This window comes from Streptomyces sp. SAS_281 (genome assembly GCF_052542855.1).
In genome coordinates this window covers 52,381-77,836 of record NZ_JBMNDO010000029.1, presented here as the reverse complement: position 1 = coordinate 77,836, position 25,456 = coordinate 52,381, and the positions used below count along the sequence as shown (strand labels likewise).

Annotated in this window: 21 protein-coding genes and 3 pseudogenes; 14 read left to right on the top strand and 10 right to left on the bottom strand. The window is 69.6% G+C overall.

Going from position 1 to position 25,456, the window contains the following annotated elements:
* From ACN6LM_RS13920 to hemB, 4 genes and pseudogenes are all read left to right on the top strand, one after another.
* Nucleotides 1–457, top strand: a pseudogene (locus tag ACN6LM_RS13920) (glutamyl-tRNA reductase); the annotation flags it as partial.
* On the top strand, nucleotides 454–1,416 hold the full coding sequence (gene hemC, locus ACN6LM_RS13915) for a hydroxymethylbilane synthase (RefSeq protein WP_164398636.1): 963 nt from the start codon (nucleotides 454–456) through the stop codon (nucleotides 1,414–1,416). The pseudogene ACN6LM_RS13920 and the gene hemC, both read left to right, overlap by 4 nt.
* The gene (locus ACN6LM_RS13910) at nucleotides 1,413–3,080 is read left to right on the top strand and encodes a uroporphyrinogen-III synthase (RefSeq protein WP_445065661.1); all 1,668 of its coding nucleotides are present in this window, start codon (nucleotides 1,413–1,415) and stop codon (nucleotides 3,078–3,080) included. Before hemC ends, ACN6LM_RS13910 begins: the two co-directional genes overlap by 4 nt.
* Nucleotides 3,081–3,191: 111 nt before the next feature.
* Nucleotides 3,192–4,187, top strand: coding sequence for a porphobilinogen synthase (hemB, locus tag ACN6LM_RS13905; RefSeq protein ID WP_445065660.1), 996 nt, complete (start codon nucleotides 3,192–3,194; stop codon nucleotides 4,185–4,187).
* Between the two features lie 11 nt (nucleotides 4,188–4,198).
* Here hemB and ACN6LM_RS13900 read toward each other — a convergent pair whose 3' ends face one another.
* A complete protein-coding gene (locus ACN6LM_RS13900; protein WP_445065659.1) occupies nucleotides 4,199–4,558 on the bottom strand; it encodes a DUF983 domain-containing protein in 360 nt (119 codons plus the stop codon).
* A 90-nt stretch (nucleotides 4,559–4,648) separates the two neighbouring features.
* Here ACN6LM_RS13900 and ACN6LM_RS13895 point away from each other — a divergent pair, with 90 nt between their 5' ends.
* Nucleotides 4,649–5,062, top strand: a complete 414-nt coding sequence (locus tag ACN6LM_RS13895; RefSeq protein WP_445065658.1) for a DUF3224 domain-containing protein — start codon at nucleotides 4,649–4,651, stop codon at nucleotides 5,060–5,062.
* Here ACN6LM_RS13895 and ACN6LM_RS13890 read toward each other — a convergent pair.
* Nucleotides 5,056–5,781 (bottom strand): DUF4232 domain-containing protein, encoded by a 726-nt coding sequence (locus ACN6LM_RS13890; protein ID WP_445065657.1) that lies wholly within the window; start codon nucleotides 5,779–5,781, stop codon nucleotides 5,056–5,058. The two genes, ACN6LM_RS13895 and ACN6LM_RS13890, sit on opposite strands and share 7 nt — an antisense overlap.
* 348 nt (nucleotides 5,782–6,129) lie before the next feature.
* Here ACN6LM_RS13890 and ACN6LM_RS13885 point away from each other — a divergent pair, with 348 nt between their 5' ends.
* Nucleotides 6,130–7,524 carry a helix-turn-helix domain-containing protein gene (locus ACN6LM_RS13885; RefSeq protein ID WP_445065656.1) on the top strand — a complete coding sequence of 465 codons (1,395 nt, stop codon included), beginning with the start codon at nucleotides 6,130–6,132 and terminating at the stop codon, nucleotides 7,522–7,524.
* A gap of 42 nt (nucleotides 7,525–7,566) precedes the next feature.
* On the opposite strand, the gene ACN6LM_RS13880 is transcribed toward ACN6LM_RS13885, so the two are convergent.
* Complete coding sequence (locus ACN6LM_RS13880; RefSeq protein WP_445065655.1) at nucleotides 7,567–8,823, bottom strand: choice-of-anchor A family protein; 1,257 nt, start codon at nucleotides 8,821–8,823, stop codon at nucleotides 7,567–7,569.
* A 287-nt stretch (nucleotides 8,824–9,110) separates the two neighbouring features.
* Between ACN6LM_RS13880 and ACN6LM_RS13875 the strand changes: the two genes are divergently transcribed.
* Entirely contained in the window at nucleotides 9,111–10,331 is a 1,221-nt protein-coding gene (locus ACN6LM_RS13875) for a phospholipase D-like domain-containing protein (RefSeq protein ID WP_445065654.1), read from the top strand.
* A 56-nt stretch (nucleotides 10,332–10,387) separates the two neighbouring features.
* On the opposite strand, the gene ACN6LM_RS13870 is transcribed toward ACN6LM_RS13875, so the two are convergent.
* Nucleotides 10,388–10,759 (bottom strand): ATP-binding protein, encoded by a 372-nt coding sequence (locus tag ACN6LM_RS13870; protein WP_445065653.1) that lies wholly within the window; start codon nucleotides 10,757–10,759, stop codon nucleotides 10,388–10,390.
* 232 nt (nucleotides 10,760–10,991) lie between these two features.
* Here ACN6LM_RS13870 and ACN6LM_RS13865 point away from each other — a divergent pair, with 232 nt between their 5' ends.
* Nucleotides 10,992–11,420 (top strand): hypothetical protein, encoded by a 429-nt coding sequence (locus ACN6LM_RS13865; RefSeq protein WP_445065652.1) that lies wholly within the window; start codon nucleotides 10,992–10,994, stop codon nucleotides 11,418–11,420.
* 69 nt (nucleotides 11,421–11,489) lie between these two features.
* Here the strand turns inward: ACN6LM_RS13865 and argS are convergent, their stop codons facing one another.
* Nucleotides 11,490–13,259: an arginine--tRNA ligase gene (gene argS / locus ACN6LM_RS13860; protein ID WP_445065651.1), complete on the bottom strand. Its 1,770-nt coding sequence runs from the start codon at nucleotides 13,257–13,259 to the stop codon at nucleotides 11,490–11,492.
* Nucleotides 13,260–13,391: 132 nt separating this feature from the next.
* Between argS and lysS the strand changes: the two genes are divergently transcribed.
* A complete protein-coding gene (gene lysS, locus ACN6LM_RS13855; RefSeq protein WP_445065650.1) occupies nucleotides 13,392–15,152 on the top strand; it encodes a lysine--tRNA ligase in 1,761 nt (586 codons plus the stop codon).
* A 60-nt stretch (nucleotides 15,153–15,212) separates the two neighbouring features.
* Here the strand turns inward: lysS and ACN6LM_RS13850 are convergent.
* Nucleotides 15,213–16,034 (bottom strand): annotated as a pseudogene (locus ACN6LM_RS13850) (DUF2637 domain-containing protein); the annotation flags it as partial.
* Nucleotides 16,035–16,160: 126 nt separating this feature from the next.
* Here ACN6LM_RS13850 and ACN6LM_RS13845 point away from each other — a divergent pair.
* Complete coding sequence (locus ACN6LM_RS13845) at nucleotides 16,161–17,015, top strand: DUF4231 domain-containing protein (RefSeq protein WP_445065649.1); 855 nt, start codon at nucleotides 16,161–16,163, stop codon at nucleotides 17,013–17,015.
* A 25-nt stretch (nucleotides 17,016–17,040) separates the two neighbouring features.
* Here the strand turns inward: ACN6LM_RS13845 and ACN6LM_RS13840 are convergent, their stop codons facing one another.
* A complete protein-coding gene (locus tag ACN6LM_RS13840; protein WP_445065648.1) occupies nucleotides 17,041–17,322 on the bottom strand; it encodes a hypothetical protein in 282 nt (93 codons plus the stop codon).
* Between the two features lie 718 nt (nucleotides 17,323–18,040).
* Here ACN6LM_RS13840 and ACN6LM_RS13835 point away from each other — a divergent pair.
* The 4 genes from ACN6LM_RS13835 (at nucleotide 18,041) to ACN6LM_RS13820 (ending at nucleotide 22,880) form a co-directional block, all read left to right on the top strand.
* A complete protein-coding gene (locus tag ACN6LM_RS13835; RefSeq protein WP_445065665.1) occupies nucleotides 18,041–19,303 on the top strand; it encodes an IS256 family transposase in 1,263 nt (420 codons plus the stop codon).
* A 291-nt stretch (nucleotides 19,304–19,594) separates the two neighbouring features.
* Nucleotides 19,595–20,014 carry a hypothetical protein gene (locus ACN6LM_RS13830; RefSeq protein WP_445065647.1) on the top strand — a complete coding sequence of 140 codons (420 nt, stop codon included), beginning with the start codon at nucleotides 19,595–19,597 and terminating at the stop codon, nucleotides 20,012–20,014.
* A gap of 35 nt (nucleotides 20,015–20,049) precedes the next feature.
* Nucleotides 20,050–22,095, top strand: a complete 2,046-nt coding sequence (locus ACN6LM_RS13825; protein WP_445065646.1) for a hypothetical protein — start codon at nucleotides 20,050–20,052, stop codon at nucleotides 22,093–22,095.
* Nucleotides 22,092–22,880 carry a hypothetical protein gene (locus tag ACN6LM_RS13820; protein ID WP_445065645.1) on the top strand — a complete coding sequence of 263 codons (789 nt, stop codon included), beginning with the start codon at nucleotides 22,092–22,094 and terminating at the stop codon, nucleotides 22,878–22,880. Before ACN6LM_RS13825 ends, ACN6LM_RS13820 begins: the two co-directional genes overlap by 4 nt.
* Before the next feature lie 254 nt (nucleotides 22,881–23,134).
* Here the strand turns inward: ACN6LM_RS13820 and ACN6LM_RS13815 are convergent.
* The 3 genes and pseudogenes from ACN6LM_RS13815 to ACN6LM_RS13805 form a co-directional block, all read right to left on the bottom strand.
* A pseudogene (locus tag ACN6LM_RS13815) lies at nucleotides 23,135–23,419 on the bottom strand (DUF2637 domain-containing protein); the annotation flags it as partial.
* Between the two features lie 126 nt (nucleotides 23,420–23,545).
* Nucleotides 23,546–24,373 (bottom strand): DUF3558 domain-containing protein, encoded by an 828-nt coding sequence (locus ACN6LM_RS13810; protein ID WP_445065644.1) that lies wholly within the window; start codon nucleotides 24,371–24,373, stop codon nucleotides 23,546–23,548.
* A gap of 179 nt (nucleotides 24,374–24,552) precedes the next feature.
* The gene (locus ACN6LM_RS13805) at nucleotides 24,553–25,419 is read right to left on the bottom strand and encodes a DUF3558 domain-containing protein (protein WP_445065643.1); all 867 of its coding nucleotides are present in this window, start codon (nucleotides 25,417–25,419) and stop codon (nucleotides 24,553–24,555) included.
* Nucleotides 25,420–25,456 lie beyond the last annotated feature (37 nt).

The window sequence follows — 25,456 nt, the reverse complement described above, 5'->3', positions numbered from 1 at the left end:
GGCCCCCGCCCCCCTCGACGGTGTGCGCCTCGTCGACATCGAGTCGCTCGCGGAGGCGTCGGCCGACGCCCCGATGGCCGCCGATGTGGACCAGGTGCGCACCATCGTCGCCGACGAGGTCGCCGCCTTCGGGGCCGCCCAGCGCGCCGCCCACATCACCCCGACCGTCGTCGCCCTGCGCACGATGGCCGCCGGCGTGGTCGCGGACGAGATCGCCCGGCTGGACGGACGCCTCCCCGACCTGGACGAGAAGCAGCGCGCCGAGATCACGCAGACCGTGCGCCGCGTGGTCGACAAGCTCCTGCACGCGCCCACCGTGCGGGTCAAGCAGCTCGCCAGCGAGCCCGGCGGCGCCGGGTACGCGGACGCGCTGCGCGAACTCTTCGACCTCGACCCGCAGACGGTCGCCGCCGTCTCCCGGGCAGACCTGAACGACCCGAATCGAGGGCGGTCATGACCGACAACTCACCCCTGCGACTGGGGACCAGGCGCAGCAAGCTCGCCATGGCCCAGTCCGGCCACGTCGCCGATGCGGTCAGCGAGGTGACCGGGCGCGCCGTCGAACTCGTGGAGATCACCACGTACGGGGACACCTCCCGGGAGCACCTGGCGCAGATCGGCGGGACCGGCGTGTTCGTCGCCGCGCTGCGCGACGCGCTGCTGCGCGGCGAGGTGGACTTCGCCGTCCACTCGCTCAAGGACCTGCCGACCGCGCAGCCCGAGGGCCTGGTGCTGGCCGCCGTGCCGGTGCGCGAGGACCCCCGCGACGTGCTGATCGCCCGGGACGGGCTGACCTTCGCGGAGCTGCCGTCCGGCGCCCGCGTCGGCACCGGTTCGCCGCGGCGCATGGCCCAGCTCAACGCGTACGCCCGAAGCCACGGCCTCGACATCGAGACCGTTCCGATCCGCGGCAACGTCGACACCCGGATCGGGTTCGTACGCGACGGCGAGCTGGACGCGGTGGTTCTCGCCGCGGCCGGGCTCAGCCGCCTGGGCCGCAGCGGTGAGGTGACCGACTTCCTGTCGGTCGACACCGTGCTGCCCGCTCCCGGCCAGGGAGCACTGGCGATCGAGTGCGCTGCGAGCAGCGCCGACCTCGCCGCCGCGCTCGCCGAGCTCGACGACCCGTACACCCGGGCCGCCGTGACCGCCGAGCGTGCCCTGCTCGCCGCCCTGGAGGCCGGCTGCTCCGCACCCGTGGGTGCGCTGGCCGACCTCCTGGCCGACGGTCAGGCTGTCAACGAACTGCGCCTGCGCGGTGTCGTCGGTTCCACCGACGGTGCCTCGCTGGTGCAGATGTCCACCACCGGTCCCGTTCCCACGTCGCACGACGACGCGGCGGCGATCGGTCGCGAACTCGCGGCCGACATGCTTGCCAAGGGTGCGGCCGGTCTTATGGGGGAGCGAGCACTTTGAGCCCCACCGGCCCCGCCGCATCCGATTTCCCGGTCCACTCCGCAGGGCACGTCACCTTCCTCGGCGCCGGTCCCGGCGACCCGGGACTGCTGACCCTGCGCGCCGTCGAGGCGCTCGCGAGCGCGGACGTCCTTGTCGCCGAACCGGATGTTCTCGGCGTCGTCCGCAGCCATGCGCGGGCAGGGGTAAGCACCCCTGAGCTGGCGGTTCTTGACGCGCAGTCAACAGCCGCCGGGGTACCCGTTCTCAGGGATGCCGCCAATCTTGTCATGGAGGCCGCGAAGGGCGGCAGGCGGGTCGTCCGTGCCGTGGCCGGGGACCCCGGCCTGGACGGGAACGCCGCCGCCGAGATGCTGGCCTGCGCCTCCGCCGGCATTCCCTTCGAGGTCGTCCCGGGCGTCGCGAACGCCGTCGGCGTGCCCGCGTACGCCGGGGTGCCGCTGCGGGACGCGCAGGGCGCGGACGTACGGTTCGTCGACGCCCGTACGGCCACCGACCGCTGCTGGAGCGAGGTCGGCACGAGCGACGCCACGTGCGTCATCTCGACGTCGCTCGACGCGGTGGCCGCCGCCGCCGGTGAGCTGGTCGCGGCGGGCCGCAAGCCCGACACCCCGCTGACCGTGACGGCCGGCGGCACGACGACGCGCCAGCGCACCTGGACGGCGACCCTCGGGACGATCGCCCAGGTCTTCAAGCAGGGCAAGGTGCTCCCCTCGCCGGAGGGGCACCAGCCGGTCATAGCCGTGGTCGGCGAGCGCAGCTCCGCCGCCCAGCGCGACCAGCTGGCGTGGTTCGAGTCCAAGCCGATGTTCGGCTGGAAGGTCCTCGTGCCGCGCACGAAGGAGCAGGCGGCCTCGCTCTCCGACCAGCTGCGGTCCTACGGCGCCGTGCCGCACGAGGTGCCGACGATCGCCGTCGAGCCGCCGCGTACGCCCCAGCAGATGGAGCGGGCGGTCAAGGGCCTGGTCACCGGCCGGTACGAGTGGATCGCCTTCACCAGCGTCAACGCCGTGAAGGCCGTCCGGGAGAAGTTCGAGGAGTACGGGCTCGACGCCCGGGCCTTCGCGGGGATCAAGGTCGCCGCGGTCGGCGAGCAGACCGCCGCGGCGCTGATCGACTTCGGCGTGAAGCCGGACCTGGTGCCGTCGGGCGAGCAGTCCGCGGCCGGGCTCCTTGAGGACTGGCCGCCGTACGACCCGGTCTTCGACCCGATCGACCGCGTCTTCCTGCCGCGTGCCGACATCGCCACGGAGACCCTGGTCGCCGGGCTGATCGAGCTCGGCTGGGAGGTGGACGACGTCACCGCGTACCGCACGGTCCGCGCCTCGCCGCCGCCGGCCGAGACCCGGGAGGCGATCAAGGGCGGCGGCTTCGACGCGGTGCTCTTCACCTCGTCCTCGACCGTGCGCAACCTGGTCGGCATCGCGGGCAAGCCGCACAACGTGACGGTCATCGCCTGCATCGGCCCCGCCACGGCGAAGACGGCAGAGGAGCACGGGCTGCGCGTGGACGTCCTGTCGCCGGAGCCCTCGGTGCACAAGCTGGCCGAGGCGCTCGCGGAGTTCGGCGCGCGGCGCCGGGACGCGGCGCGGGAGGCCGGCGACCCGGTGACCCGGCCCAGCGAGCGGCGTCCGGGTGCGCGCAGGCGGCGTACGACGACCTGAGCGGTGCTGTGACGCGGGGCCCGGCCACCTCTTCGGAGGCGGCCGGGCCCCGTCGCTTTCCCGGCACCGGTGTCGGTAAGAGCCCGGTCCGCGCGGGTCTACGCTCGAAGGATGACTGTGTACGGAAACTTCCCCGGCTCGCGGCCCCGTCGGCTGCGGACGACCCCCGCGATGCGGCGGATGGTCGCCGAGACACGGCTCGATCCGGCCAACCTGATCCTGCCCGCGTTCGTCCGCGAGGGCATCGACGCCCCGGTCGCGATCTCGGCCATGCCCGGCGTGCAGCAGCACACCCTGGACACCCTGCGGAAGGCGGCCGTGGACGCGGTCTCCGCCGGGGTCTCGGGGATCATGCTGTTCGGCGTCCCGCTGGACGAGAAGAAGGACGGCCGGGGCACGGCGGGCACCGACCCGGACGGCATCCTCCAGGTCGCGCTGCGCGCGGTGCGCGAGGAGGTGGGCGACGATCTCATCGTCATGTCGGACCTGTGCCTGGACGAGTTCACCGACCACGGCCACTGCGGTGTGCTGACCGGGGACGGCCGCGTCGACAACGACGCCACCCTGGAGCGGTACGCGGAGATGGCCCAGGTCCAGGCCGACGCGGGCGCCCATGTGGTCGGCCCCAGCGGCATGATGGACGGCCAGGTCGGCGTCATCCGCGACGCGCTCGACCAGACGGGCCACGAGGACGTCTCGATCCTCGCGTACACCGCGAAGTACTCCTCGGCGTTCTACGGGCCGTTCCGCGAGGCCGTCGGCTCCTCGCTCAAGGGCGACCGCAAGACGTACCAGCAGGACCCGGCCAACATCCGCGAGTCCCTGCGCGAGCTGGCGCTCGACCTCGAAGAGGGCGCGGACATGGTCATGGTCAAGCCCGCCGGTCCCTACCTGGACATCGTGGCCAAGGTCGCGGAGGCGTCGGACGTACCGGTGGCCGCGTACCAGATCAGCGGCGAGTACTCCATGATCGAGGCCGCCGCCGAGAAGGGCTGGATCGACCGCGACGCGGCGATCATGGAGAGCCTGACGGGTATCCGCCGCGCGGGCGCCCAGCTGATCCTGACGTACTGGGCGACGGAGGTCGCGCAGCGCCTGCGGGGCTGAGCGGAGAAGCGTTACGGCGTGTCCACCAGGCCCATGAAGAGCATCCAGGTGAACACGACGGTGAGGGGGGCGGCCACGGCGAGGAGGACCGAGGCCGCCGGCCTCTTCCGCATGCACACCCAGCTCGCGAGCAGTACGCAGAGGCTCAGGGCGAGGCCGCAGCAGGAGACCGCGAAGGCCGGGCCGAAGCTCGCGTCGAAGCGGTGGCTCTCCTCTTCCGTGCACGAGTCGCAGGCCATCGGCGCCAGCATGCTGAAGAGGAGCGCGAAGAACACCGCCGGGAGCGTGAGGACCGTCGAGGCCAGCGGAGCGATCCAGGGGTTCCGGGGGAAGTCGTCCAGGGTGTCGTCCGGGGCGTCGGTCTGTGACATGGGGGCGATTCCATCAGGTGTGCGACCGCCGCGCATGAGTTGTTCTACCTAGAACAGCAACTGTCGTACCCCGCGCCTACGATCGGGCGCATGAGAGCTTCCGGAACCTTCACCGTCAACTCCTTCGTCCCCTCCGGGCTGAAGCCCGAGCCCGAGGTCGTCACCGCGCTGCCCGTCGGGGTGGCGACCATCGTGAAGACCTTCGAGGGGGAGGTGGCGGGGCGGTCCACGACCTTGTTCACCGCTGCCTTCGACCAGGCGTCGGGGGTCGGTACGTACGTCGCCATGGAGTCCTTCGAGGGGGCGCTCGCCGGGCACGAGGGGACGTTCAACTTCGTGCACTCGGCCGCCACCAGCGGCAGCGACCGGGCGAACGAGTTCTTCTCGGTCGTGCCGGGGAGCGGGACCGCCGCCCTCGCCGGGATCAGCGGGGGCGGCGGGCTCGCCGTCGACGAGGACGGCACGCATCGGATCTGGTTCGACGTCGAGCTGGGCGGTCAGTAGACGAGCGCCTGGTCCATCTCGCTCTGCCAGTACGTGACGAAGCCGTTGTCGTCCCAGTAGGTGCCGGCGGGCAGCGTCAGTTCGGTCGACGCGGAGTTGACGGGCCCGTCGTTGCGGTCGGCGAAGGTGACGCCGAGGTGCTTGCTCGGGTACGGCTTCTGGCCGTTCGGCTCGCCCGTCAGGCCGATGGCGGCGTAGGCCGACTGACCCGGCGCGAGCGTCACCACGGCCTGCGGCTTGCTGGACCCGAGGACCTGGAACACCGCCTGCGCGCCGTCGAAGCGGAGCATCGGCGCGTGGTACGCGTAGCAGGGGCGGTCGCCCGTGTTGGTCGCCGTGAGCAGCAGGTGGTTGACCGGGCGGCTCACCTTGGTGACGGTGACCTTCGTGTTCGCGCCGGTGCAGGTGACCGGGGACTTCGGCTTCGGCTTGGGCCGGGGCTTGGACGCCGGCTTCGCGGCGGAGTCCGCGGGCTTGTCGGCGGGCTTGTCGGCGGGCTTGTCGGCGGTCCCGGTGGTGTCGGCGGCCGGTTCGGTGTCCGTGGCGGCGGTCGAGTCCTTCTCCGGCGTGGCCGACGGGGCGTCGCCCGTCGCCCGGACGGACGCCGCCGGCTTCTTCGCGTCGGTGCCGTCGTCCCCGCCGCACGCCGTGAGCGAGAGGGCGGCGAGCACGGCGGTCGCCGCGAGGACGGTGGTGCGGATGCTGCGGTTGCTGCGCATGGTGGTACTCCCCGTGAGTGTGTTCGGTCGTGTCATGTGTTCGGTCGTGCCAGGTGTGCGGTCGGGCCGGCGTGGTCAGTTCCGGCAGATCAGGAGCAGGACGATCGCGGTCGTCACGATCAGCACCCCGATCGCCAGCGCATCGGCCAGCTCGACGCGGAAGAGGGTTCGCACTGGTCGGTCCCCGTGGTCGTTGCGGTGTGGTCCGAGCTTGTGGCACGACGGATTCCGGCCGCAACGCCCGACACACCATTGGGGATGCTGGAATGCCTGCGCGTACTGTGACCTGGGCAGATCTCGCGTCCCTGGAACGGTGATCCGGGACGGACCAGGAGGGGGAACGCCGTAGTGGCGACGCCGGAGGCCGAGGAACTAGCGGCCCTGCTGAAGAAACTGAAGGACCGTTCGGGGCGCAGCTACGGGGTGCTCGCGGGCCGGTTGCACGTCAGTACGTCGACGCTCCACCGGTACTGCAACGGGGACGCCGTCCCGGGGGAGTTCGCCCCCGTGGAGCGGTTCGCGCGTCTGTGCGGGGCGACCGCCGACGAGATGGTGCAGGTCCACCGCCGGTGGATCCTCGCGGACGCGGCGCGCGGACGGGGGAAGGCGGAAGCGCCGGTTCCTGCGGAAGCGCCGGTTCCGGAAGGGGCGGTGGAGCCCGCGCCCGTGCCCGTGCCCGTGGAGCCGGAGGCGGTGGAGCCTGCGCGCGCGGAGCCGGAGCCCGAGGAGCCTGCGAGCCGGGAGCCCGAGCCCGCGCGGGTGCCTGAGCCCATGGCCTCGGAGCCCGTACGTGGAGAGGCCCCCGCCCCCTCCCGTTGGCGCCGGGCCTCCGCCCGTACGCGGGTGCTCCTCGCCGCCGCGGCCGTCGTCGCGCTCACCGTGCCCACCGCCGTCGTCGTCGGCCGGCTCAAGCAGACCGGTTCGGAAGCGGCCGCGGGCGCCCCGGATGCGAGCGCCACGACGGCGGGGGAGGACGCCGACGCCGTCTCCCCGTCCCCGTCCGGCCCCTCGCCCTCGGTCAGCGCGTCGAAGCGGCCCAGCGCCTCCGCCACCACGGGCTCGGCCAGTCCCTCCGTACGCACGTCACCGTCCGCCTCGCGCACCACCGGTGCGCCTGTGGGCGGGGCGGGGCGCCCGCCCACGGTGACCATCAGCTCGTACAACTGGGAGGAGCCCTGCGGGCAGTTCTATCTGCTGGGCCAGGACCCGGGGACCGTTCCGCCCCCGCCGTCGCCCAACAGCACCCGGGGCTGGGCTCGGGCGCTCGGCGGGGTGGAGGGCGGCTCCATGAAGCTGGAGCTGACCGTGCAGGGCACCTCGGCGCAGGCCGTCGTCCTGACCGGGCTCCGGGTGAAGGTGCTGAGCCAGCGGGCGCCCGTGCAGCAGCCGGCGTTCTCGATGGGCGACGGCTGCGGCAGCGGCATCGAGCCCCAGTCCTTCGACATCGACCTGGACGACAGCCGCCCGGGGCTCAAGCCGGTCGCCGGGAAGCAGGGCGACGAGACCGTGCCCGCCAAGGACTTCCCGTTCCGGGTGTCGTCCAGCGATGTGGAGGTCTTCGACCTCGACGCCCACGTGGAGGGCCACGACGTCAACTGGTACCTGGAACTGGACTGGTCCAGCGGCGGCCGTACGGGCACCCTGCGCGTGGACGACGGCGGCAAGCCGTTCCGTACGAGCAGCATCGCGGGGCGCCCGGAGTACTACTACCGGTACGACACCTCGGTCTGGGAGAAGCGCTGAGCGGCACGCGGCCCCTCCCGGGTCGCGTGCCGCTCGAACGGGTCAGGCGCGCTTGCGGCGGCGGGCCATGACCACGAGGCCCGCACCGGCGGCGACGACCACGGCGCCTCCGACGGTGATCGGGATCATGTTGCCGCTACCGGTCGTCGCCAGGTCGCCCTCGGGCTGCGAGGGGCCGGCGGACGGGGCCGGGGCGCCCGGCGTCGTCGTGCCGGACGGAGTGCCGGAGGGCGTCGCGCTGCCGGACGGCGGCACCGAGGCCGACGGAGTGGGGGACGCGGGGGGCGTCGTGGAGGGCGTACCGCTCGGCGTCGTGCCGGGCTTCGGGGTGCCGGGCACCTCGGGCAGGCAGCCGGTGAACGGGAAGTGGTGCGTCTCCGCGCCGCCCGAGCCGTGCAGCGAGGCCACCCACACCGAGCCGTTGACCGGGGCGGCGTTGCCCAGCTCCAGGTGCGCGTACGGGGCGAGCACGCTGCCCGGCCAGGCCGCCTGGCTGTTCTTGACGATCTTCGTGGCGTTCGGGAAGTTCCAGAGCAGCTTGGCGCGGACCGCGCCGTCCTGCGCGCTCTGCGACTTGTCGTCCAGGACGAAGTCCTGACCGCCCGACAGGAAGAAGCCCGTCGTGCCGGCCGTCTGCATGTCGTACGTCTGGCCCGTGACGTTGACGATCGTCGTCGCCCCGGCCGGGACCTTGACGAAGACCTCCTTCGCCTTCTCCAGCTGCGACGCCTCGACCGGGAACACGTTGCGGCCGGTGTCCGTGCCGGTCAGCGTCAGCCGGCTGCCCTCCAGGCCCACCGTGGCGCCGGAGGTCGCCGACTCCTTGGCCAGCGTGTCCGCGTACGACCGGAGCTTCGCGAACTCGCCGTCGAAGTCGATGAGATCGGCCTTCTTGCCGAAGGTGCCGTTGTGCAGCTCGACCGCGCGGTCCTTGACCTCGCCGCCGACGACGGCGTTGCCCTTCATCACGACGGTGGCGGAACCGCCGTTGAGCAGGTCGCCGCGCACGACGAGCGACGCCCGGCCCGGGAGGGCGTCCACCTGGGCGGCCGTCAGCTCGTTGCCGACACTGAACCCGCCCGTGAAGTCGGCGTTCCCGCCGACGGCCACGGCGCCTTCCGCGTCGGGGGAGTGGACGTCGTCCCCGAGGACGAACTCGCCGTACGTCCCGGCGATTCCGAAGGCGTCGGTGGTGCAGTCCGCCGAGGCGGGAGCGGCCTGGGCGGCCGGAGCGACGGTGAGCCCGAGAACGAGGGCACCGCCGAGCGCCGCGAGGGCGGCGGAGGTCGGTATGCGCATGGTGCGTGGGTCTCCTGCGGAGCGGTTATGAAGGTTCTGTGGCGACTCCGGCCATGATTCTCATACATGGGGAAATTGGTCAAGACCAATGGAGCCAACGGCCCCCATTGGTTACGGAGTTCCGGACGTGGACCGCGTCCGCCGGCTGATGCCGGGTCGGTCCGGTCGTGCGGCGGAAGCGGGCGGCGAGAGCGCGATGACCGTCATATCGCCCCCGTCGCGGGGAAGACGGTCTCTGCCCCGAGCGACCGAATACCGAGCGACCGAATACCTTCGAGGAGCGAGACATGACCAGCGGCACCGACGACAGACCGGAACTGCGGACAGCGGACCCCGCTGCCGATACCGCCCTCGTGGAGCGCGCGCAGCGCCTCAGACGGCGGCTGGAACGGCTCATCGGGATCGCCGCCACCGAGGGGAACGAGCTGGTCCCGCTGCGGAACGGGGACGCGATCTTCGCCGCGATGCTGGACGCCATCCGCCGCGCCGAACACACCGTGGACATGATGACGTTCGTCTACTGGCGCGGCGACATCGCGCGGGAGTTCGCGGCCACACTGGCGGATCGCGCCCGTGCCGGGGTCCGGGTGCGGCTGCTGCTCGACGGGTTCGGCAGCAGGCTCATAGAGAAGGGCCAGCTGCGGGCGATGGAGGAGGCGGGCGTCCAGGTCGCGTGGTTCCGCAAGCCCCTCTATCTGTCACCCCTGAAGCAGAACCACCGCTGCCACCGCAAGGTCCTCGTGGTGGACGAGGAGACCGCGTTCACCGGCGGCGTCGGGATCGCCGAGGAATGGTGCGGCGACGCGCGGAACGAGAACGAGTGGCGGGACACGCACGTCCGCGTACGGGGCCCGGCCGTCGACGGGCTCGCCGCGGCCTTCGCGCAGAACTGGGCCGAGTGCCACGACGAACTGTTCGACGCCCGCGACCGGTTCCGGAACATCCCGCCGCAGGGCGACGCGGTGGTGCAGGTGGTGCGGGGCTCGGCCAGCATGGGCTGGCAGGACATGCAGACCCTGCTCCGGGTCGTCCTGGAGACCGCCGAGGAACGCGTCAGGATCGCCACGGCCTACTTCGCCCCGGACGCCTTTTTCGTGGAGCTGATGTGCGCGGCGGCGCGGCGCGGGGTCGAGGTCGAGATCCTGCTGCCGGGCCCGCACACCGACAAACGGGTCTGCCAGCTGGCCGGGCAGCTGTACTACGAGCGGCTGACGGCCTGCGGCGTGAAGATCCACCACTACCAGCCGACGATGATGCACGCCAAGGTCGTCACCGTCGACCGGGTCGCCTCGCTGATCGGGTCCACCAACATCAACCGCCGCTCCCTGGACCACGACGAGGAGGTCATGCTCGCGGTCCTGGACCGGGAACTCACCGCGACGCTCGACGCCCACTTCTCGGAGGACCTGGAAGTGAGCGAGCGCATCGAGGGCCGGAGGTGGCGGCGCAGGCCCGTCGCGCAACGGCTCCGCGAGGCGTCGGTGCTGCCGCTGCGCCGGTTCCTCTGAGAGCACGCCGTCTCAGCGGGGCACCGAAACGGCCTCAGCGGGCCATCGAAACGGCCTCAGCGGGCCATCGAAACGACGATGACCTTGCCGGAGAGGCCGTGGGGGCGGATGTCGGCCCTCTTGGCCAGCTTCAGGATCAGTGGCCAGCCGAATCCGCCCGTACCGCCGCAGAGGTCGGGTGTCCGCTGCTGCGGGCGGTCGGAGGTGGGGTCGGCGACCTTCACGTACAGCGTGTCCTCGTCCGCCCCGAAGGCGAGCGCGGTCACCGCGCCCGCGTGCCGGAGCGCGTTCGTCACCAGTTCGGACACCAGGAGCAGCAGATCCTGGATGGTCGTCGCCGCCGGCCGCGGGTGGAGCGTCGCCAGGAACGCCTTGGCCGCCGCCCGGGCGTCGGCCGCCCTGGACGGCGGGGGCTCGGCCGGCGTCATCGGATGCGGTGAAGGTGACACCGCAGTGGAATCGAGGTCGGACATTTTCTCCCCCGGAGAAATGATCGTCGAACGGTCTGAATTCTTCTTCTTCCCTCGGGTCCCAGGCGTATCCGGCCCTTTTCCCGGACGCGGGGCAGAAGATTGAACGCACCCGTGCGCGGGCAGACGGGCAGAGGAATTCCGGCCCACCGCGGCGCCGGAACGAGGCCGTGGCCGAAGGGAACAGCAGATGACCGACTCCGCCGCCCCCGTCCGGGACGCACCCGCCCTGGTCACCCACCCGGTGCCCGACCTCCAGCTCCAGCTGCTGCTCCGGCTGCTCGACCGCGAGCCCCGGTCCGGGCTGCCCCTGACGCTGGCCGTACCCGCCGGGGTGCTCCACGGCGAGGTGATCGGCCACGACGCGTGGAAGGCGGAATGGGCGCGGAGCCTGCGCCAGGTGGAGGGCGAAGGAGCGAACCTCCTGGCGGAGTTCCCCGAGACGGTGGACCAGGGGATCAAGGAGGCGCAGGCGGACGAGGACACCGCCTTCCTGCCCCGGTGGATCCACCTGCGGGACGCGACCCTCGTCTGCGGGGGCGCGGTCCCGCTGCGGCTGCCGCTGTGGCGCGGCCGGCTGTCCGACGTGTCGGGATGGACGCTGGGGCGGCCGGAGTAGGAACCGCGAAGGGGCGGGCCCGGCGCCACCGGAGTGCCGCCGGGCCCCGCCCTCAACGAGCTGCCGCGCTCAGAGCCGCTCGGGCGTCCGGATGCCGAGCAGCGCCATGCCCCGGTGCAGGGTGCGGGCGGTGAGGTCGCAGAGGAACAGCCGGTTCTCGACCACCTCGGGCGGGTTGTCCTCGCTCAGTACGTGGCACTGGTCGTAGAACGTCGTGTAGAGCGAGGCGAGCTGGTAGAGGTACGCGGCCAGCTTGTGCGGCTCGTACTGCGCGGCCACCTCGGCCAGCACCTCGCCGAACTGGTCCAGGTGCAGGCCCAGCGTCCGCTCGGCCGGGGCCAGCTCCAGCTCCGGGTGCGCCACCGGCTTCGCGTCGCCCGCCTTGCGCAGGATCGACTGGATACGCGCGTACGCGTACTGGAGGTACACCGACGTGTCGCCGCTCAGCGACACCATCTGGTCCAGGTCGAACTTGTAGTCCCGCACGGCGGAGGTCGACAGGTCCGCGTACTTCACGGCGCCCACGCCGACGTACCGGCCGTTCTCGACGATCTCCTGCTCGGACAGGCCCACCTTCCCGGCCTTCTCCCGGACCACGGCGGTCGCCCGCTCGACGGCCTCGTCCAGCAGGTCCTCCAGCCGGACCGTGACCCCCTCACGGGTCTTGAACGGCTTGCCGTCCTTGCCCAGCACCGTGCCGAACGCGAGCTGCTGCGCCTTCACGCCGTCGTTCAGCCAGCCCGCCCGGCGGGCCGTCTCGAAGACCATCTTGAAGTGCAGCGACTGCCGTACGTCCACCACGTACAGCAGGGCGTCCGCCTTGAGGTTCTGCACCCGGTCCCGGATCGCGGAGAGGTCGGTCGCCGCGTAGCCGTAGCCGCCGTTCGTCTTCTTGACGATCAGCGGGACCTTGTTCCCGTCGGGGCCCAGCACATCGTCGAAGAAGACGCACAGCGCACCCTCGGAGCGGACGGCGACGCCCGTCTCCTCCAGGATGCGGCAGGTCTCCTCCAGCATGTCGTTGTAGCCGGACTCGCCGACGATGTCGGGGTCGCTGATCTCCATGTCCAGCTTGTCGAAGACCGAGTAGAAGTAGATCTTCGACTCGTCCACGAACCGCTGCCACATGGCCAGCGTCTCCGCGTCGCCCGCCTGGAGCGCGACGACCCGGTCCCGGGAGCGCGCCTTGAACTCCTCGTCCGAGTCGAACAGGGCCCGCGACGCCTTGTAGAGCCGGTTCAGCGAGGACATCGCGGCCTCGCCGTCCTCCTTGCCGCCCTCGTGGTCCAGCTCGTGCGGGTGCTCCACGAGGTACTGGATGAGCATGCCGAACTGCGTGCCCCAGTCGCCGATGTGGTGGCGCCGGACCACGGACTCGCCGGTGAACTCCAGGATCCGCACCATCGCGTCACCGATCACCGCGGACCGCAGGTGGCCGACGTGCATCTCCTTGGCCACGTTGGGCTGCGCGTAGTCGACGACCGTGGTGCCCGCCGCCTCGTTCGCCGGGACGCCGAGCCGGTCGCCGTCGGCGGCGCGCGCGGCCAGGGTCTCCGTGATCGCCCGGTCGGTCAGCGTGACGTTCAGGAAGCCGGGGCCGGAGACCTCGATGTCCTTGATCAGGTCCGAGGCCGGGAGCGCGTCGGTCACCTTGCCGGCCAGCTCGCGCGGGTTGCCCTTGAGCTTCTTGGCGAGCGCCAGGATGCCGTTGGCCTGGAAGTCGGCCCGGTCGCTTCGGCGCAGCAGCGGATCGGCGGAGCCGGCTTCCGGCAGTGCTGCCGTCAGGGCGTCCGCCAGCTGCTGCTGGAGCGTGGAAGCGAGGGAAGGGACCGAGGCCATGAGCCGGCTGCCGTTTCGGTAGAGGACAAAGGATCGGTCCAGTATCCCACGGGGTGCAAAGCCGTTTTCGTACTGCGGCCCGCACCTGGGAGAATGGTCGGTGCCCCTACGAGTCCTACACGAGAGAAGGACGTGCCGACCGTGGCTCAGAGTCAGAGCAGCACCGAGACCGACTGGGTCTCCCGCTTCGCGGACGAGGTCATCGCCGAATCGGAGCGTCGTGCGCCTGGCAAACCGGTCGTCGTCGCCTCCGGCCTCTCCCCGTCGGGCCCCATCCACCTGGGCAACCTCCGCGAGGTCATGACCCCGCACCTGGTCGCCGACGAGATCCGCCGCCGCGGGTACACCGTGCGCCACCTGATCTCCTGGGACGACTACGACCGCTACCGCAAGGTGCCGAACGGCGTCCCCGGCATCGACGAGTCCTGGGCCGAGCACATCGGCAAGCCGCTGACCTCGGTGCCCGCCCCGGCCGGGTCCGCGTACCCGAACTGGGCCGAGCACTTCAAGGCCGCCATGACCGCCGCCCTGGACGAGCTGGGCGTCGAGTACGACCCCATCAGCCAGACGGAGCAGTACCTCGCGGGCACCTACCGCGAGCAGATCCTGCACGCCATGCGCCACCGCGCGGACATCGACGCCATCCTCGACCGCTACCGCACCAAGAAGGACCCCGCGGCGGCCGGCAAGGGCGGCAGGAAGCCGCAGCAGAAGAAGGTGGACGAGGCCGAGCTGGAGGCCGAGGCCGGTTCCGGCGCGGCCGGCGAGGACGACGGCAGCGGCGGCTCCGCCGGCTACTTCCCGTACAAGCCCTACTGCGGCAACTGCGAGAAGGACCTCACCACCGTCACCTCGTACGACGACGACACCACCGAGCTGAACTACACCTGCACCGCCTGCGGCTTCGCCGAGACCGTCCGGCTCAGCGAGTTCAACCGCGGCAAGCTCGTCTGGAAGGTCGACTGGCCCATGCGCTGGGCCTACGAGGGCGTGATCTTCGAGCCCAGCGGCGTCGACCACTCCTCGCCCGGCTCCTCGTTCGTCGTCGGCGGCCAGATCGTCCGCGAGGTCTTCGACGGCGTCCAGCCCATCGGGCCCATGTACGCCTTCGTCGGGATCTCCGGCATGGCCAAGATGTCCTCCAGCAAGGGCGGCGTGCCCACCCCCGCCGACGCCCTGAAGATCATGGAGGCCCCGCTGCTGCGCTGGCTCTACGCCCGCCGCAAGCCCAACCAGTCCTTCAAGATCGCCTTCGACCAGGAGATCCAGCGGCTCTACGACGAGTGGGACTCGCTGGCCCGCAAGGTCGCCGAGGGCACGGTCCTCCCGGCCGACGCCGCCGCGTACGGCCGCGCGGTCGGCACGGCCGCCGGTGAGCTGCCGAGCACGCCGCGCCCGCTGCCGTACCGCACGCTCGCCTCGGTCGCCGACATCACCGCCGGTGCCGAGGACCAGACGCTGCGCATCCTCAGCGAGCTGGACCCGGCGAACCCGCTCACCTCGCTCGACGAGGCGCGCCCGCGCCTCGACCGCGCCGAGAGCTGGATCACCACCCAGGTTCCGGCCGAGGCCCGCACCATCGTGCGCGACGAGCCGGACAAGGAGCTGCTCGGCTCGCTGGACGACGAGGGCCGCGAGTCGCTGCGCCTGCTCCTGGAGGGCCTGGACACGCACTGGTCCCTGGACGGCCTGACCACGCTGGTCTACGGCGTGCCGAAGGTCCTCGCGGGCCTGGAGCCCGACGCCAAGCCGACGCCCGAGCTGAAGACCGCCCAGCGGTCCTTCTTCGCCCTGCTCTACCGGCTGCTCGTCAGCCGCGACACGGGGCCGCGTCTGCCCACGCTGCTGCTCGCGGTGGGGGCGGACCGGGTGCGCCGGCTGCTGGGGGCGTAGCCACGGATGCGTCGAGGGGCCGTCTCCCGGGTGGGAGGCGGCCCCTCGTGCGTGACGCGCCTACGCGATGTGGTCGGCTTCCAGCTCCGCGTGGAAGCGCCGCTTGAACTCCGGCATCAGCTGCCGGATCAGGGCCTCGCCGCGCGGGTGGCGGACGTTGTGCCCGTCCGACAGGTGTATGTCGAGCACCGGGACGCTCGGGTAGTCGTTGTTCTCGGCGATGAACGCGGAGAACACCTCGTACGCGATCTCCGCGAACTCCTCGTCCTCCTGCGTCCACTGCTGCGCGGGCTCCTGGACGGGCTCCGGTACGGGCACGGGCTCCTGGACGGGTGTCTGCCCGGGCCGCTCGCCGGGCACGGTGCTGCCGACCGTGCCCACGTTGCCCAGCGGGCGGGTGCGGCCGCCCGGGCCCGAGGGGACCTGGTGCGGGACGGGCCCCTCGACCTCGAAGTCCGGGTCGTACGTGCCCTCGTACACCTTGGCGGTCGCCTGCGCCGGGAACCAGGGGTTGTCGTCGGCGGCGGGCTGCGCGGGGACCTCCGTCTGCTGCCGCTCCTCCGGGCCCGCCGTCTGCGGCAGCTCCGGGTGCTGCTGGGCCGTCTCGACAGCGGGCGCGGCGGGCACCGGTTCCGGCACCGGCGTCGGCTCCGGGGCCGGGGGCAGGAGGGCCGGTTCGATGCCGGCGGCGGCCAGGCCGGCCGGGCCGGTCTCGGCGAGCGGGACGCCGTACTTCGCGAGGCGCAGCGGCATCAGGGACTCGACGGGCGCCCTGCGCCGCCACGCGCGCCCGTAGCGGGCCTGGAGGCGGGCCTGGTAGATGAGCCGGTCCTGCTCCAGCTTGATGACCTGCTCGTAGCTGCGGAGCTCCCACAGCTTCATGCTTATCTCTAGGTGTCAGGTGTCACTGCTGATCAGTACGATGTGGTGTTCCTGGTACGTGAGGTACGTCGCTCGGTCCTTAAATGGGGTGCTCGAACGGCAACATGATTTCGGGGGAGACGCGTGATGACGGGTATGGGTGAGGGGCCTTCGCGGTTGTCGGAGGAACAGGAGCGCGAACTCCAGCGGCTGTATCGGGAGGAGGCCAAGACTCACGAGAAGGCCGTCTCGGATCTCAAGGCGGTGAGGGCAGGGCAGAGGCTTTATGTTCTGGGAGAGCTTGGTGCCCTGGCTCTTGCCGGGCTGTTCGGCTACACGGTGGTTGTGGGGCTGTGGCGCGACCAGCCCGTCATTACCAGGTATGCCGGACTAGTGATCTTGCTCGGCCTGGCGGCTCTCATGGGTCGGTTGTGGTTGAAGGGCCGGACGGAGCTCGTCAATAAGAACGCGGAGCTTCGGGCTGCATTGTCGAAGCGGCAGACGGCTGCCGCGAAATTGCCCCTCGATTCTCCGTCCGGGCTGAGAATTTACCGGGAAGCTTCGCTCGATCTGATTGAGCAGTACCGGCAGGGGGCCACCAGGAACCGGCGCGTGCACAACTGGTTCCAGGTCCTCATCATCACGGGGTCGATTGTGACGTCGACGCTGGTAGCGATGAACGAGGGCGCCAACAAGGCGTTGAGCATCACGACTGCGGCGCTGAGCGCGCTGGTGGGGGTGTCGGCGGGCATCACTGGTTACTTCAAGTTCCGGGAGCGCGGCTACAACCTGCAGTCGACGGCCGACGACATCGAAAAGCACTACAACGCTTCGCAGTTCATGCTCGACGACTACGCGGGCCCGGATGCGGCGCACCCGCTCTCCGAAGCGGAGCGTCTGAGGAAGTTCGCGCGGTTCGTGGAGCGTTTGAAGGAAGAGCAGCGCAAGAGGGAGTTGCAACTCGAACAGCAGAGTTCTGCCAGCGAGGAGCGCTCGGCGTGAGGGACCTCTGCAATTGGGCTTTGCGTCAGACGGCGATTACACCGCCACCGTTGTCGTGCACAACCGCCTGCCACTCCAGAATGGGGCACTCGGCGACGAGTAGCGTGTTAAGTCCGTCCGGACCACCAGCTGCCACGACCTGACCAAACACCTCCTCCTGGACAGGGAGGTTTCCTTGGAGGGCATCGCAGTGCCGACACCCGTTCGTCAGCTGTCGTTCGCGCATAGTCCTGCTGTATCGGCACTTCACCGACGTCGTCAGATCCGCCCGTCCGTTTCGTTCCAGAAGGTGCACGGCGAGTTCCATCGTCCGAGGGTTCTCTGTAGTGAAGAGCCCGCAGTAGCCGCGTGCCGGGCGAGCGGGATATAGGCCGGCGATACAGGTGGTGGCCCGCCCGCACTTCCAACAGGATCGGTTTAGACCGAGAACACGAAGATGCAGGACGGGAGCGGCTCCGGGCGGAGGTGATGAGGGCAGCGCGAGCTTGTCGGGGTTAAAGTCGCCCGCTTCGGCGAGCTCGTCAACGTGACGGCACGTTGGGCAGCGCACCCCCCAGGTGCCGCTCTCGCTTCGCTGCAAGAAGCCGCCGTGCGCAGCTACCCACACCGAACACAAGGTGCACCCTCCTGCGAACCGGTTTTTCACGCCCTTCCCTTCTGTGATGCGGTGTTCGCGAGCTGATCAGCTGGGTCAGGATCCAGGGCGTCCATGGACGCCTGCCTGACACCGCATCGTTCAGCTGCCCGTCGCCGATCTCTGAGCTGACCGCATCTCGTAGAGAAAGTCGGGACTGAAGAGGCCGGCGTGCAGGGGAGTCCGTTCCGGCCGGGGCGCCTTCAGGTGCCAGAGCCACCGCTCGTAGACCCCTCGTAGCCGGAGAACTTCGAGTTGCCAGAGGCTCTCCCACTTCAACGCCTCTTGGTAGGTGACGCCGGGGTTGCCAGCGGGGACTGTAAATCGTTCGGTGTAACTCCCGATCATGGAGGATGCATCGATGACCAGTGAGAACGTGACCGAGGCCGAGATCAGCGAGGCGATAGAGCCTCAGCCGGCGAGGGCGGTGGACGACCGGCTGATCGACGAGCTGGTCTCCCGTGCTCAGGCCGAGGGCCTGCAGCTGACCGGCGAGGGTGGGCTGCTGCAGCAGCTGACGAAGCGGCTGCTGGAGTCCGCCCTGGAGGGCGAGATCTCCGACCACCTCGGCTATGACAAGCACGACCCGGCGGGGAAGGACGACGGCAACTCCCGCAACGGCACCCGCGCGAAGACCGTGCTCACCGACGTCGGCCCGGTGGAGATAACCGTGCCGCGTGACCGCGACGGATCGTTCGAGCCGAAGATCGTCAAGAAGCGGCAGAAGCGCCTGACCGGCGTGGACGAGATGGTCATTTCCCTGTCCGCGAAGGGCCTGACCACCGGCGAGGTCCAAGCCCACCTCGCGGAGGTCTATGGCGCCGATGTCTCGCGCCAGACGATCTCCACGATCACCGACAAGGTCCTCGAGGGCATGGCCGAATGGCAGAACCGGCCCCTCGACCCGGTCTATCCGGTCGTGTTCATCGACGCGATCCACGTCAAGATCCGTGACGGCGCCGTCACCAACCGGCCGATCTATGTCGCCCTGGCCGTCACCGTCGAGGGCCGGCGCGAGATCCTCGGCTTGTGGGCCGGCGACGGCGGCGAGGGCGCCAAACACTGGATGCACATCCTCACCGAGATCAAGAACCGCGGCGTGAACGACGTCCTCATGCTCGTCTGCGACGGTCTCAAGGGCCTGCCCGACGCGGTCGAGACCGTCTGGCCGCAGACGATCGTGCAGACCTGCGTGGTCCACCTGCTGCGGAACTCCTTCCGCTATGCCGCCCGCCAGGACTGGGACAAGATCGCCAAGATCCTCAGGCCCGTCTACACCGCCGCGACCGAAGACGCGGCCCTGGAGCGGTTCGCCGAGTTCGCTGACGCCTGGGGCCGGAAGTATCCGGCGATCGTGCGCCTGTGGGAGAACGCCTGGGAGGAGTTCACCCCGTTCCTCCGGTTCGACGCCGAGATCCGCCGCATCGTCTGCACCACCAACGCGATCGAGTCCGTGAACGCCAGGATCCGGCGGGCGGTCAAGGCCCGCGGGCACTTCCCGAACGAGCAGGCAGCGTTGAAGTGCGTCTACATGGCGATCATGTCGCTCGACCCGACCGGAAAGGGGCAGGCCCGCTGGACCCTGCGCTGGAAGACCGCCCTGAACGCCTTCGACATCACCTTCGACGGCCGGCTCTCCGCAGCCCGTCAGTAACCCCAACCACCCTCGTTACACCGTTCGATTGACAGACCCCCACATAGGACACGGTCTTAGAGCGATCCATGCCACGGCACGGAACCGACCTGCGCAGTCGGCAGAAGTGGCACGCGTCTGCGCCTCGGCGGACACGTGAAAACGAGTGCAGTCAACGGAATCCGGCCACCATGCGTGATCGATGCCTCACGCAATCACCGTGGACATATCATCCCCCTACAAGTCGCAGACCACAGCTGGCTCGCGAACGTCAGGGCGGTCTGTATCAGGCACACATGGGGGAGAACCGTCGTGTCGACACCGACCGATCTTCTGGTCACAGCCAGTGCGGCCATGGCAGGAGCCATGGGCACCGATGCCTGGGGGTACACCCGGCAGAGCTTCGTCGACTTCTTCCGTCGCCGTCGTGGCGAGGCAGCGGAAGGCGAGGCCGAGGTACTGGCGCGACTGAACTCACTGGAACAGGCGGTCGCGGCGCTGGAGCCTGACCAACGGCCGTTGATGGCGCGCGGCGTTCAGGTGCCAGTGCGCGAGATCCTCGCCTCCTGCTTCGGCGAGGACCAGCCGGAAGTGATCCAGGAGTTCATCGATGCTCTGAAAGCCCAGCGTGTGGAGGCCCCGGTGATCGCCCAGCAGACGGTGACCGGGAACTTCGCCCTCGGCGGCATCAACGTCGCGGGACGTGACAACAACCTCGGAGGTACGCGCTGATGACGTCGCCGACTCCGCCTCCGAACGACCCCACGGTGAAGCAGGACGTCAAGGAGAACCTCGTCCTCGGCGACCAGAACATCGCCGGCCGGGACAACAACATCACGAACTACCTGACCGGGCTGCGCCACCTCCGGCCTCGCCCGGTCAATCCGGATAAGCTGATGCCAGCGAACCGCTTCGTGAGTCCGGGCGACAACTTCGACAAGGCCTCACAGGCCGTCCGGCGGCACTTCGGGGGCATGGCCAACGTCCACATCGTGGTCCTGCTCGCACCCGAAAAGCATGGCTGCCGGTCCGCCGGACTGCGGCTGCTCGCGGCCACGAACACAGCCAGCGATCGTGTATTTGAGCTGCTCCCTGACTGGGACGAACCTGACGTGGACTGCCTGCCCGAAGAGCGCGGAGGAGGCTATCTCCTCAATTTGAGGAGCGTCACGCAGCCGCTTCACGAGGCCTTCTACAGCGGCCTCGTGACCTACGCGTCCACCCTGCGCAAGGCGGGCAGCTGCATGGTCATCGTCACGACGAAGGCTGCCTGGTCCCAGGCTCGATCCAGCGGACCCCAGCCTGAGATCCTCGTGACCGAGATCGACCGCCCCAGCCCAACAACCGTCGTCAGGAAATACCTGGAAAGCCACGAACAGACGCGGGATCGCTCCGGGTGGATCGACGACAAGGAGAGCGTGTTCCACGGCCTCCTGCCGCAGGATTGTGCACCCGGTGAGGCTGTTCGGCTTGCGTTGATCATCGCAAAGGCCAAGGGCATCAGGGATACAGACGCCCTCGATGAATACCGGGGCTGGGAAAGCCACCTGAGTACTGACTGGTTCGGCGGGGGCAGCCAAGGGGTGGAGACCAGAGCCATCCGTATCGCGGGAGCCTTCCTGAACAAGGCACCCGCTGAGGTGGTGCTCAACAGTGCGGATCTCCTCCTTGACGCGCCGAAGATCAAATTTCCGAAGCTCGAGGGCGGGCTCCTCGCGATGCCGGACGCGCCGAAACGCCTCGAACCGGCAGAGATATCCTTCGACGCGGCCACAGGCACCGCATCTCTCGTCCATGAATCGCAAGGGCCGGCGATCCTTCGGTACGTGTGGACGAAGCACCGGCAACTGACCGAAGAAGTGCTGACGCAGTGGCTCCAGGACATCAGCCAGGGCCCGGCCAAGAACCACCTCGACGCAATTGCCGCAGCTTTGACGCAGCTCGCAGAGACTGTGGGGGTCACTCCAATCTTCGATCTGGCGAAGGGGTGGCTCAGTGACAGCAATAAGCGGCACCAGGTACTTGTCGGTGACCTCTTGTCCGAACTCGCAGTGCACCCTGCTCTCGGGAGTCAGGTAAGGGCCGAACTGGCCACCTGGGCAGACAGGAAGAAGTGGCCGGAACGCCAGTGCGCTGTCGCCCGAGCCTGTTCGGGCCCCTTCGGAAAGGCCTACCCCAGCCAGGCCCTGACCCGGGCACGCTACATCCTCAACTCCCCGGGCACCGACGAGGCGCGTAAGGAAGCTCTCAACGCTGTGCGCCTACTGGCTGTTGACGACGAGCTCGCGCCTCTCGTAACCGACATCGTCGTCACCTGGATCACGAACGCAGGGAAGCCGATCGGAACGGATCGGCAGGTCTTCTTCGACGTCTTCAGCGTTCCGTCGAGTGCGGACCAGCCGGAGAACGAACCACTCGCAGTGGCATTGACGAAGCCCGGAGAGGCCGGAGAAGTAATCCGACAGCGCCTGTTCGAAGCCTGGCAGCACGTCATTCGGTACAGCGAGGACCCCGCCCATGCTCCACAAGTTTTGCTGAGCTGGCGAGCGGGCGCGGAAGGCGACTGTCTGCCTGCTGGGCCGGTGGTCGATCTCATCATTGCGCTAGGCAGGACCATGGGGATTGGCGCCCCCTTCATCAAGGCTGTGGTCAAGGCCAAGGGGCCGCTGAAAGACGCTTTGATTGACGCACTCCTCACCGATTTCATCCAGGAGGTTGAGGTAGAGCACGATCCCCTCGCCGAGCCGCGGGGGACTGAATCCGGGGAGCCGCATCCTCGCAACCCGAGTGAGCCGGAGCACGGAACGCAGTGATTCGGATTCTCAACTGGCTGAAGGAGCGGCGAATATCCGATCGCCGCTCCTTCTCCGCGTCTTTGGAAAGCGGAGACCGTGGGCTGCACTACGATGCGGTGATTCGTTATCGGTGGTGGCTCAATCTCGATTCTTTGGCTCCCCGACCGCTTCTTCCTGACGCGATGGTGCGGAACCTCCTGAGAGAAGAATTGGGGGGCGTCGCCCGCAGCTACCGAGTCTTGGACCGCTCCGCCGCACAAGACGCCATGAATGCCTTGCTTAGCCGAGAACTCTGGGATGGCGAAGGGCGAGTCCGAACTGAAGCACACGTCAGGCTCCGCATCCCCAAGCCGACGAGGCGGGTAGCGTTGCAGAGAGCTGAAGAAGAAACGGCTCTGCGTTCCTCCTACGCCAGAGAGTCGGTAAAACTTGATCTGCTGCTAGATCGGCTCACGGACCCGGCACTTGGGCCTGTCTGGTGGGTCAACCGGTATGCCGATCTTCAGCTCGCCGCAGGAGACCCCAAGGCGAAGGTCGAGTCGATTCTTGGTGCTTTTGCTGAGCTGCAGAAATCACTCCATGCCGCGAAGCTCGATCAGGCCACGGATGAAAAGATCCTTGTGCGCCGAAAGATCGAGGAAGTATTCAAGATCATCGAAGATGAGGAGTCTCTGTCGCTTGTGCTCCAAGTCATGAACCGCACCCTCGACCACCTTGGTGTGCGTAGGGCAGGAACCGGCGAAGCAGCCGTTAACGGCAAGGAGAGCACCCCGGCGCCCGGCCGGCGCATCGAGTCGGACTGAGGTCTTCTGGGGCGCCAGCGGCTAACGGGAGGGGTTTTCACGGGTGGAGGAGGGAAGAGCCCACCCTGGGCTGCAAGCCAACCAGGACGCCGCCGAGCCCATGCTGGCTTGCCTCGAATGACATCACGCTAAGTAATGGAGATCAAGGCAGAGGGCCCGTACCGATGCATGATGCGGGTCCTCGCCGGCTGAGGTTTCTGGGTGAGTGGGGGTGCTTCTCCGTGGACAACGGACAGGATGAACGACCTACATAGGGCGGCGCCGTTGAACGCGATCGTCGCGGCCGTCAGCAGCCACGCCGTCTGACGCAGCAGCGGGAACGGGATGCGCAGCCAGGTGAGCAGCAGGTCCAGGGCCAGCAGGACGCAGATGCCCGCGTCGATACCTATTGGGAAGACCAGCGAGAAGTCGCCGAACCCCTTGCTCAGGGCCAGCTCGCGCACCGCCGCGTACGAACCGGCGAAGCCGATCGCGGCGATCAGCACCGCGCCGGCCACGACCAGACCGATCAGCACCCGATGCGTGCGCGTCAGCTGCATCGCAGCCACCCCCCATCCCCTCCCTGTTCCCTTGTCCTCGTCGCCGGTGGCTTGTTCCGGCGGGCACAGCCTGGCACATGTGTGCGAGAGGTGTCGCGGGGGGAGGGGCCGGGGCGGCCCTCGGCGTCAGTGCGAGGACTTCGGCCCGGTCGACGAACTGGGCTTCGTGGACGGCTTCTTGGAGGAGTCGTCGGACGCCTTGCCAGTCGCCTTGCCGGTCGCCTTCGGGCTTTCGGCGCCACCGGCGTTCGCGTCGGCGACGGCCGCGACGGCGTCCTCGGCGGCCATCGAGGCGCCCTTCAGGACCGTCTCGGCGGAGGGCGTCTTCGAACCGGCGTAACCCGCGCCGTTGTAGTTGACGACCACGACGACGTTCCCCGTACGGGCGACGATCGTCGTGAACCGGAAGTCCTCGTCCGTCTTGGACTGGTCGTACGTGATCTTCGTGGCCTGGTCGCCGATACCGCTGACGGACCCGGTCGCGACGTTCTTCGCGCCGTCGGTCGCCTCGGTCTTCTTGACCTGCTTGTCGAACTCCTCGCCCGCCCGGGCGGCCCCGCTGCCCAGCGTCTGGTCGGAGGCGAAGCGGGTGAAGCCGACGTCCAGCCAGCGGTACTGGGAGCCCTTGACGCCCTTGTCGGCCAGCCCGTTCCAGGAGCAGCCGGCGCGGACGGACGTGTCGCTGGACTTGCTGCGGGTGCCGTTCTTGCTCTTGGCCGAGGGGACCAGGGACTTGACGGTCTTCGCCTCGACCGCCTTGCAGGGGTCGGGCAGCTCGGCGAACTTCGCCGCCTCGACGGCCGGTTCCGACTTCGTCGCCCGCGGCGACGCGGAGGCGGAGGAGTCCGCCTCCTTCTTGTCGCCGGAGTCCGACGAGCAGCCGGCGACGACGAGCATCACCGGGACGGCGGCGCAGGCGAGTATGCGGGTGAGTCGCGGGGCTGTTCGGTGCATGGTTCCTTCACTCGGATGGCGCGGCGGTCGGGGGACGGTGGTGCGGCGGTAGCCGTGCGGAGACAGGGTGCGGCGATCGGCCGCCGGTGGCTCCGGAGGGCCACGGTACGACGGACGGCGGCCGGATGCCGCCTTCGCCGGCGGGCGCGGGATGCGGTACGGAAGCGGCCCGGGCGGCGTCAGTCGTTGAACGAATCGACCAGCTGACGGGCCAGTGCCTGGGCCTTCTCCTGGAGTTCCTTGCTGTCGGGGACCTCGGTCGACATGGCCGGCTGGGCGGTGTACTCGACGGTCACGATGACGTTGGATGTGCGGAACACCACGCTCACGGTGCGGTGTCGGGCGGGGGCGCCGGCCCGGCTGAGCGCGTCGTCCAGGAACGCGCTGTCGCCCAGCTTGTCCAGCAGCCGGGGCTGGAGGCTGTCGGCGGGGCCGCCGGAGGTGCCGCCGTCGCCCGTCGCGTCCTTGTCGTCGGTGTCCGCGCCGTCCGTGGCGTCCGTGCTCTCCGCGCCGTCCGCGCCGTCCGTGCTGTCCGCGCTCTCCGTGCCCTTCGTGGCCGAGTCCGGGTCGCCGGAGCCGGACGGGGAGGCGTCGGGGCTCTCGGGCGGCAGGGCGGTGTCGGGCAGGTCGGCGGCGGTCTCCTTCTTCGCGTACACCTCGCGGGCGCGGTCGTCGTCGCTCACGGCGGTGTCGTAGGAGACGACGCGCTCGAAGTCCAGGTGGATGCTGCGGGTGCCCTCGGGGACGTCGGACTTCCAGCGGCAGCCGATCCGCCGATCGGTGTCGTACGTGACCGTGGCGGCGCCCTCGAACACCTTGTCCTGCTGGGCCTCCGGCATGTCGGCGGTGCCCGGCAGGAGGTCCTTGAGGGTCGCCCGCGGGATGGCGCGGCAGGCGTCGGGGAGGGTGCGGTACTTGCCCGGGGGTGCGGAGGAGGCGGTCAAGGTGCCCGGCTTGCTGTCGGGCGGGGAATCGCCGCTTCCGGAGTCGCTGGTGCAGCCGGCGGCGAGCGCTGCGATGAGCACGGCGCCGGTCGCGTACGCCATTCGTCGCACGGTCCTGGGCTCCCTTCGTGCGAAAAAC

What these genes read in the sequence shown, in the direction of transcription:
- ACN6LM_RS13890 (WP_445065657.1), bottom strand. Translation starts at nt 5,781, where the DNA reads ATGCGCAGCAACCGCAGCATCCGCACCACCGTCCTCGCGGCGACCGCC.
- hemB (WP_445065660.1), top strand. Translation starts at nt 3,192, where the DNA reads ATGACTGTGTACGGAAACTTCCCCGGCTCGCGGCCCCGTCGGCTGCGG.
- ACN6LM_RS13870 (WP_445065653.1), bottom strand. Translation starts at nt 10,759, where the DNA reads ATGACGCCGGCCGAGCCCCCGCCGTCCAGGGCGGCCGACGCCCGGGCG.
- ACN6LM_RS13805 (WP_445065643.1), bottom strand. Translation starts at nt 25,419, where the DNA reads ATGGCGTACGCGACCGGCGCCGTGCTCATCGCAGCGCTCGCCGCCGGC.
- ACN6LM_RS13865 (WP_445065652.1), top strand. Translation starts at nt 10,992, where the DNA reads ATGACCGACTCCGCCGCCCCCGTCCGGGACGCACCCGCCCTGGTCACC.
- ACN6LM_RS13810 (WP_445065644.1), bottom strand. Translation starts at nt 24,373, where the DNA reads ATGCACCGAACAGCCCCGCGACTCACCCGCATACTCGCCTGCGCCGCC.
- ACN6LM_RS13895 (WP_445065658.1), top strand. Translation starts at nt 4,649, where the DNA reads ATGAGAGCTTCCGGAACCTTCACCGTCAACTCCTTCGTCCCCTCCGGG.
- argS (WP_445065651.1), bottom strand. Translation starts at nt 13,259, where the DNA reads ATGGCCTCGGTCCCTTCCCTCGCTTCCACGCTCCAGCAGCAGCTGGCG.
- ACN6LM_RS13880 (WP_445065655.1), bottom strand. Translation starts at nt 8,823, where the DNA reads ATGCGCATACCGACCTCCGCCGCCCTCGCGGCGCTCGGCGGTGCCCTC.
- ACN6LM_RS13840 (WP_445065648.1), bottom strand. Translation starts at nt 17,322, where the DNA reads ATGGAACTCGCCGTGCACCTTCTGGAACGAAACGGACGGGCGGATCTG.
- hemC (WP_164398636.1), top strand. Translation starts at nt 454, where the DNA reads ATGACCGACAACTCACCCCTGCGACTGGGGACCAGGCGCAGCAAGCTC.
- ACN6LM_RS13845 (WP_445065649.1), top strand. Translation starts at nt 16,161, where the DNA reads ATGACGGGTATGGGTGAGGGGCCTTCGCGGTTGTCGGAGGAACAGGAG.
- ACN6LM_RS13900 (WP_445065659.1), bottom strand. Translation starts at nt 4,558, where the DNA reads ATGTCACAGACCGACGCCCCGGACGACACCCTGGACGACTTCCCCCGG.
- ACN6LM_RS13875 (WP_445065654.1), top strand. Translation starts at nt 9,111, where the DNA reads ATGACCAGCGGCACCGACGACAGACCGGAACTGCGGACAGCGGACCCC.